Annotated in this window: 6 protein-coding genes, 1 tRNA gene and 1 pseudogene; 7 read left to right on the top strand and 1 reads right to left on the bottom strand. The window is 59.9% G+C overall.

What is annotated here, in order from left to right:
• Window positions 1-69: 69 nt before the first annotated feature.
• Window positions 70-471 (bottom strand): pancreas/duodenum homeobox protein 1, encoded by a 402-nt coding sequence (locus L3J03_05675; GenBank protein ID MCF6290467.1) that lies wholly within the window; start codon window positions 469-471, stop codon window positions 70-72.
• Window positions 472-652: 181 nt separating this feature from the next.
• Here L3J03_05675 and L3J03_05680 point away from each other — a divergent pair, with 181 nt between their 5' ends.
• The 7 genes and pseudogenes from L3J03_05680 to L3J03_05710 all read left to right on the top strand — a co-directional run bounded on the left by L3J03_05680 (window position 653) and on the right by L3J03_05710 (window position 6973).
• Complete coding sequence (locus L3J03_05680; protein ID MCF6290468.1) at window positions 653-2869, top strand: ATP-dependent helicase; 2217 nt, start codon at window positions 653-655, stop codon at window positions 2867-2869.
• Between the two features lie 151 nt (window positions 2870-3020).
• Window positions 3021-4388 (top strand): bifunctional folylpolyglutamate synthase/dihydrofolate synthase, encoded by a 1368-nt coding sequence (locus tag L3J03_05685; GenBank protein MCF6290469.1) that lies wholly within the window; start codon window positions 3021-3023, stop codon window positions 4386-4388.
• Window positions 4385-4702 carry an HNH endonuclease gene (locus tag L3J03_05690; GenBank protein MCF6290470.1) on the top strand — a complete coding sequence of 106 codons (318 nt, stop codon included), beginning with the start codon at window positions 4385-4387 and terminating at the stop codon, window positions 4700-4702. The genes L3J03_05685 and L3J03_05690 overlap by 4 nt, the downstream gene beginning before the upstream one ends.
• 152 nt (window positions 4703-4854) lie before the next feature.
• Window positions 4855-4931, top strand: a tRNA-Arg gene (locus tag L3J03_05695).
• A 282-nt stretch (window positions 4932-5213) separates the two neighbouring features.
• Window positions 5214-5714, top strand: a complete 501-nt coding sequence (locus tag L3J03_05700; protein MCF6290471.1) for a GatB/YqeY domain-containing protein — start codon at window positions 5214-5216, stop codon at window positions 5712-5714.
• 216 nt (window positions 5715-5930) lie between these two features.
• Window positions 5931-6022: pseudogene (locus L3J03_05705) on the top strand (SEC-C domain-containing protein).
• A gap of 528 nt (window positions 6023-6550) precedes the next feature.
• Entirely contained in the window at window positions 6551-6973 is a 423-nt protein-coding gene (locus L3J03_05710) for a VanZ family protein (protein MCF6290472.1), read from the top strand.
• The last annotated feature ends 163 nt before the right edge of the window (window positions 6974-7136 follow it).

Consider the following 7136-nt stretch of genomic DNA (forward strand, 5'->3'; position numbering starts at 1 on the left):
CCTCTGTCTTCCGTCCTCTGTCCTCCGCTTGCCCGCCGTAGCCTTGGCGAAGGCGGGTCCTCCGCCCCTCTAACCCAGCCGGATCTCCAGCGGGATGGCGTGCAGATCCCGGCTCCTGGCGCGGGTGTGGCCCAGGCTCCATTGGGTACAGCTCTGCTCGCCGGCCAGGCGGGCGCAGATCTGTTCGACCACCCCTTTTATATTGATCAGCGGGTGGCGGGCAAAGACATCGGGCAGGCCGTAGGTGAGGTTGCAGGCCAGACATTTGCCGGGCCGCTCCCTGAGTTGGAGTTCGAAGCGGAGCAGATTATTGTCATGGTCGTGACCGAGATAGGCCAGGGCTATGTCATAGGACCCTTCGTTAACGTCGCCGTACAGGGCCTCGAAAAAACGGTCGGCCCGGTCGGCCGGCATGAGCTCTTGTAATATCTCTTCTGGAAACAGGTTGCCAAAGGGGTCGGAGTTACTCATTGTATATCCTCTGCAAAAATGGTGAAAATAGAAAAAATCCTCCTGCGTTTGAAGTGGAAAGATTTCTTCCAGAGGGGGCATTATTACCCGGAACAGGGCAGGAGGTCAATGGTTCGCGGGGTCCGGCCCCGGGGGGCCGCCTCGTTGCACAGGGGTTATCCTCTGTGGTATGGTGGCGGCCATGCAACAGAATCTTTTCCCAGGGGAACTCCCGCACACCCCGGTCACCGCAGAGCGAAAGGCCTGCCGGGTGGTCAGCCGGGCAGTGCTTAACGAGGCCCAGTATCAGGCGGTGACCAGCCCGGGCGGCCCGGTTCTGGTCATTGCCGGGGCTGGCAGCGGCAAGACCCGCACCCTGGTCTATCGGGTGGCCCACCTCCTGGAACAGGGGGTGGAGCCGGAGCGGATCCTGCTGTTGACCTTTACCCGCAAGTCGGCCCAGGAGATGCTTTCCCGGGCCAGCCTGCTCCTGGACAGTTCCTGTCAACGGGTTATCGGCGGCACCTTTCACGCCGTGGCCGGGATGCTGCTCAGACGCTACGGCTATCACCTCGGCTATCCGGCCAACTTCACCATCATCGACCGGGCCGATGCCGAGGGGATCATCAATATTCTTAAGTCGTCGCTGGCCTTGAGCGGGGCTGGCAAGCGCTTTCCCTTCAAGCGGATCATCGTCAACCTGATCAGCAAATCGGTGAACACGTCCATGAACCTGGACGACCTGATCTATGACGAGTATTCCCACCTGGACGAGTTTGTCGAGGATATTCTCCGGCTCCGCAAGCATTACCAGGACTTTAAGCTGGAACACGGGCTGATGGACTACGACGATCTGCTGGTCAACTGGCAACGGATACTGAAGGATATTCCCGGGGTGCGCGAGGAGATTGCCGGCCGTTATGATCATATCCTGGTGGACGAGTACCAGGATACCAACTCCATCCAGGCCGAGATAGTCCTTTGCCTTGGCCGGGACCACACCAACGTGATGGCGGTGGGGGACGATTCCCAGTCCATCTATAGTTTTCGCGGCGCTGATTTCAACAACATCATGGGATTCCCCCGGCTTTTCCCGGGCACCAGGGTGATCACCCTGGAGGAGAACTACCGGAGCACCCAGCAGATCCTTGACCTGACCAACGCGGTTATCTCCCGGGCGGAGCGGAAATATACCAAGGCCCTGTTCTCCCGGATCAAGGGCGGAAACCGGCCGGTGGTCTTCGCGGCCCGGGACGCGGCCGAGGAGGCCGGCTTCGTGGTCCGCGAGATCCTGGCCCTGCAGGAGCAGGGCGTGGCCATGAACGAGATTGCCGTGCTTTTCCGCTCCGGTTTCCATTCCTATAAGCTGGAGATTGAACTGACCGCCCATCGGATCGGTTTTGAGAAGCGGGGCGGGCTCAAACTCACCGAGTCGGCCCATATAAAGGATATGCTCTCTTTTTTCCGGGTGCTGGCAAATCCGCGGGACCATCTTTCCTGGAACCGGCTCCTGCTGCTCATCGAAAAGATCGGCCCCCGCACCGCCCGGAAGATCCTGGCGGTCATGAAGAGATCCGACGAGCCGGTTGCCGCACTGAGCACCTATCCGGCCCAGGGCAAGGGCCGGGAGGGGCTGCTGGCCCTGGCCGGGCTGTTTATCGACCTGCTCGGCCCGGAGTTGACCCCTGCTGCCCGGTTTGACCTGGTTTTTGACTATTACCGGCCGATTTTCGAGCGGGTCTACCAGGACGATTATCCCCGGCGCAGCAAGGATATCGATCAGCTTAAGACCATTGTCAGCGAATATGAGGATCTTGAGGCCCTGGTGGCCGATACTGCCCTGGACCCGCCGGAGCCGGCCGGGGGTGCCTTGTCGGGACCGGATTGTCTGGTGCTGTCCACGGTCCATTCCGCCAAGGGGCTGGAATGGGACACGGTGTTTATCATCAACCTTGCCGAGGGCCAGTTTCCCAGCAGCCGGGTCATGCCCGGGCCTCAGCTCGAGGAGGAACGGCGGTTGCTCTATGTGGCCGCCACCCGGGCCAAGCAGCGGCTGTTCTGCTCCTATCCGCGGCAGGTGATGTCGCCGGACCGCAAATTCTCCATGGCCACCCTGACCCGGTTTCTGGCCGAACTGGACGGCGGTCTGTTCAGTTCCCGGACCAGCGCGGCTCCGGGCCTTGCCACTGCCGGTCCGGGCCAGGGCATCTACCGGCCGCGGACCGCCGCGCCGCCGTCAAGGCCCGGCTCCAAGCTCACCATGGACCAACTTGTGGCCGGCACCCGGGTGCGTCATCCCTTTTTCGGTCCGGGCCGGGTGGAAACGGTGATCGGCAGCCGCAGCGTAAACGTACTCTTCGACCGGCACGGGCAGAAGACCCTGCATCTGGATTACGCCAGACTGGAACTGATAAAATAAGGGTTTGAGCGTTCAAACCGTTGAACCGTTCAAATATGATGAACTCGTAACAACCCGAAAGGCTTCAAATGCCACCCAATAAAATCAACAAGTTACAAGACGAATCACGTCCGTCGAGCGGGTTGTTGCGAGACCGACAAATATTATTACCATGAACTACAAAGAAGCCTGGAGCTTTCTCGACGATCTCCAGTTTTTCAAAATCAAGCTGGGCCTGGACAGCATGACCATGTTCCTGTCCGAACTGGGCAATCCCCAGGATAGTTTAAACTTCGTCCATGTGGCCGGTACCAACGGCAAGGGCTCGGTGGCCGCGGTGATGCTCGGCATCCTGGCCCGGGGCGGGTACAGGGTGGGACTGTATACCTCTCCCCATCTGACCTCGGTGCGGGAGCGTTTCCGGATCAACGACACCTATATCAGCGAGCCGGAGTTCGCCCTCCATGCCACCCGGATCCGTGGGATACTGGATGGCCGGCAGATCACCTATTTCGAGTTCACCACTGCCCTGGCCCTGCTCTGGTTCGCCGGCCGCAAGGTGGACCTGGCGATCATGGAAGTGGGCCTGGGCGGCCGTCTGGACGCCACCAACGTGATCAGCCCGCTGGTCAGCCTGATCACCAACGTATCCATGGATCACCAGGCCTATCTCGGCAACAGCCTGACCGAGGTGGCCCGTGAAAAGGCCGGGATCATCAAGCCCGGGGTACCAGTGGTTTCGGCGGTCGGGCTCAACGGCAAACCCGAGCCCTTGGCGGTGGTGGCACAAACCTGCCAACAACGGGGGGCGCCGCTCTTTTTACTGGACCGGGATTTTCTGATAGAACCGGAAGAGGACGGGGTCTGGACCTATTGGGGCATGCGGCGCCGGGGCTGCTGTCAACTGCGGGAGAAGATGACCGGGCTGGTCTGCGGGCTCAAGGGCAGTCACCAGCGGAATAATTGCGCTCTGGCCCTGGCCTGCCTGGAATTATTACAGGACCGCGGTTTTGTTGTTGACGAGACGGCGATCCGCTCCGGCCTGAAGGAGGCCCGCTGGCCGGGCCGGCTCGAGTATTTTATCCTGGATCGTAACCGCGGCACCCCGGTTGCCGGGCCAGGGGCGGACACGGTTGGTTTTCTCCTGGACGGGGCCCATAACCCGGCCGGCGGCGCGAGCCTGAGGGCCGCCCTGGCCGATGATTTTGTCTATCAGAAGCTGATCCTGGTCTGGGGCGCGATGGCGGACAAGGATATCAGGGCAACCCTTTCGTTGGTGGCGCCCCTGGCCGAGCGGATCATTCTGACCTGTCCGCAGGGCGAACGCTCGGCCGGGCCGGACCGATTGGCAGCGGCCCTGCCGGAAAAAGAGAAGGAGCGGGCCGAAGGCATTGCTTCGGTGGCTGCGGCCCTGGACCGGGCCCAGGCCCTGGCCGGGCCCGGCGATCTGGTATGCGTGGCCGGTTCGCTCTATCTCATCGGCGAGGCCCGGGGGTTGCTCCTGGGGGAGATCATTGCCGAGGCCGGGGAAGGAAAATGAGCATGGATTATTTCGGGTTCGACGGGGTTGACGACGCGACCCTGCGCCGGGAACGGGCCAAGGCCCGGGAGTTGCGGAAGAGTCGCTGGTGGAAGCGGAAGCTCGCCCAGGGGGTCTGCTATTACTGCGGCCGCAAGGAAAAGGGTTCCGGCCTGACCATGGACCACCTCGTGCCCCTGGCCCGGGGCGGGCGCAGCACCAGGGACAACATCGTCTGCGCCTGTAAGAGGTGCAACACCAGGAAAAGGTCTCTCCTGCCCATGGAATGGGAGGAGCAGGTGGCCCGGGACAGGAAAATGGGCTTTACGAAGTAAGCGATCAGTGGTATAAGTCTCGACGAATTTTTGTAACCGTTCAGCAGCGCCGGATCCGGGATCTCGCCAACCCGCTTATCTCTGAACGGTTACAGGTCCCGGGGACCTGCATCTTTTGTGTCCCTGGTGTACGGCTACGAGTTTTTCGGTGCGGGCGGGTAGCTCAGCTGGATAGAGTGTTGGCCTCCGAAGCCAAAAGTCGCGGGTTCGAATCCCGCCTCGCCCACCACGAAAACCTCATCGAACAAGCTGAATCGTCGGTCTCGTAAAAACACCCGAGACGGACGTGGCTTATGCTGTAACTTCTTGATTTCACTACATAGACATTTGAAACGTTTGGGGCCTTTACGAGTTCATCTGAACAGAAGATTGCTTTCTCGGTCAGCAAAATACCCTGATCGCGCCAAGGCCTCTTCCCGTTTCCCGGGGAAAAGGCCTTTTTTGGTCCGTCAATCCTGTTATTCGTAATTGTTTGAGTTTTTCGGGTCATGCCCAAGGAGTGAAATCGGTAATGGATGAAAACAAACAGGCGCCATCATATGGCTGGGAGAGTGGAAAGCCCGTTTCTCTGCTGGCCAGATTGAAGCAGGACCTGAAACGTGCCATGCTGAACAAGGATGCTGCCGGCCGCGACGCGATCCGGCAGATCATGGGCGAGTTTCCCAGGCTGACCGTGCCGATTGTTCTGGAGAGCGGCAAGAAGACCACCCGCTGCAAGGGCGCGGATGAGATCAGCGATGATGATATCATCGGCATAATCAGGGGACTGGTGAAGTCGGAAAAAACGGTTCTGGAGATCAGGGGCCGGGATTCTTCCCCCTATCTTGAGATCCTGGAGGCCTATCTGCCGCGGATGGCGACCCGGGAAGAGATCAAGGCCTGGATCGAGGCAAATGTGGATGTAACCCAGTTCAAGAACGTTATGCAGGCCATGGGACCGGTTATGAAGCATTTCGGCAGGCAGGCCGACGGCCGCCTGGTCAAGGAGGTACTGCGGGATATGGCTAGCTGACGGATTGAGCAGAGAAGAGAGAGTCGAGCCCGCACCCCTGGGAAGAGATGAGAAGGGGACTGGTGGAGCGCAGACCCGACTCGGAGGAGAGAGAATGGAAGGGTGGCAATCCGGATGATGACCGGTGATCGCTTATATTTGGATGAAGCCGGCCCTTCCATTAATGATAATTATTATTCATTGGCAGCTGGTTGTCAAGTAGAGCCGGCTGGTTATCAGGATAAGGAGCAGGGGATAAAATGAAGATAGGCAGAAACGATATGTGTCCCTGCGGCAGCGGGAAAAAGTTCAAGCGGTGCTGTATCAATAAGCAGGTTGCCCGGGACCCCGGCCCGGCCCGGGCCGGGAGTGCCGCTCCGCCCAGTCTCCGGGGCGAGGTCGACAAGATTCAGCAGGCAGCCGGGAGCAAGGAGACAATGCTCAGGGAACTCGGGGTTTTTATCCTCTTCTCCACCACCGAGGGTGATGCCTGGCTTCTTGAGGTCAGCGCCGCGGACGCGGTTCAGGTGGCGGCCGGCGGCAAACGGATCGAGGTGGATATTGAGGAAAACCCGGAAACCATTGCCGTCAACTGGACCCACACCTTTACATTCCGCAAAAAGCGGTTTGTGGTGACCAGCTACAAGGACCAGAACGAGACCGTCTGCCCAACGTATCCCTCCCATACCATTTCCGCGGCGGCCAACCGGGTCAGGCGCCGGATTTCACCCGATCTGCTCGACAACCTGTATCGGGACGAGCAGTAGCTGCCGACCGGCAGGGTGCGGATTCATCAATTCTCTTTTAAAATCCGTGTGTTCTGTGATTATTCCTGTGAAAAAACGAGATGCCAGACAATGAGCGCACCAGGAACCGGGATCAGCGGCTGGCGGGTTCTTCCCGCACTTATGGTGATGGCGGGGATTTTTTTTCTGTCCCATCTCCCGGGCAAGGAGTTACCGCTGCCGCCGGTGTTCGGTATCGACAAACTGCTCCATGCCGGGGTCTATGCTGTTCTGGCCTGGACGATCTTTTTTGCCCTGCATCCCCACCAGGGGGGCGGCCGTCCCTCCTGGCGTCTCTGCCTGCTCGTTGTGGCGCTGACCGTGTTATACGGGATCAGTGACGAGTTCCACCAATCCTTTGTCCCGGGCCGGTTCCCGAGCGGCTGGGACGTCGTGGCCGATGGTGCCGGCGGCTTGCTGGCGGCCTGGCTCTGGTTGTCAGGAGACAGGAGACAGGAGACAGGAGACAGGAGACAGAGGACAGATGACAGATGACAGAAGACAGAGGACAGGAGACAGAGGACAGGAGACAGAGGACAGGAGACAGAAGACGAGAGACGAGAGGCAGAAGACGGAAGACAGAGGACAGAGGACAGAGGACAGAGGACTGAGGGCTGAGGACTGAGGACTGAGTGCTGAGGACTGAGGGCTGAGGACT

The organism is Desulfobacterales bacterium (assembly GCA_021647905.1).
Taxonomy (GTDB): Bacteria; Desulfobacterota; Desulfobulbia; order Desulfobulbales; family BM004; genus JAKITW01.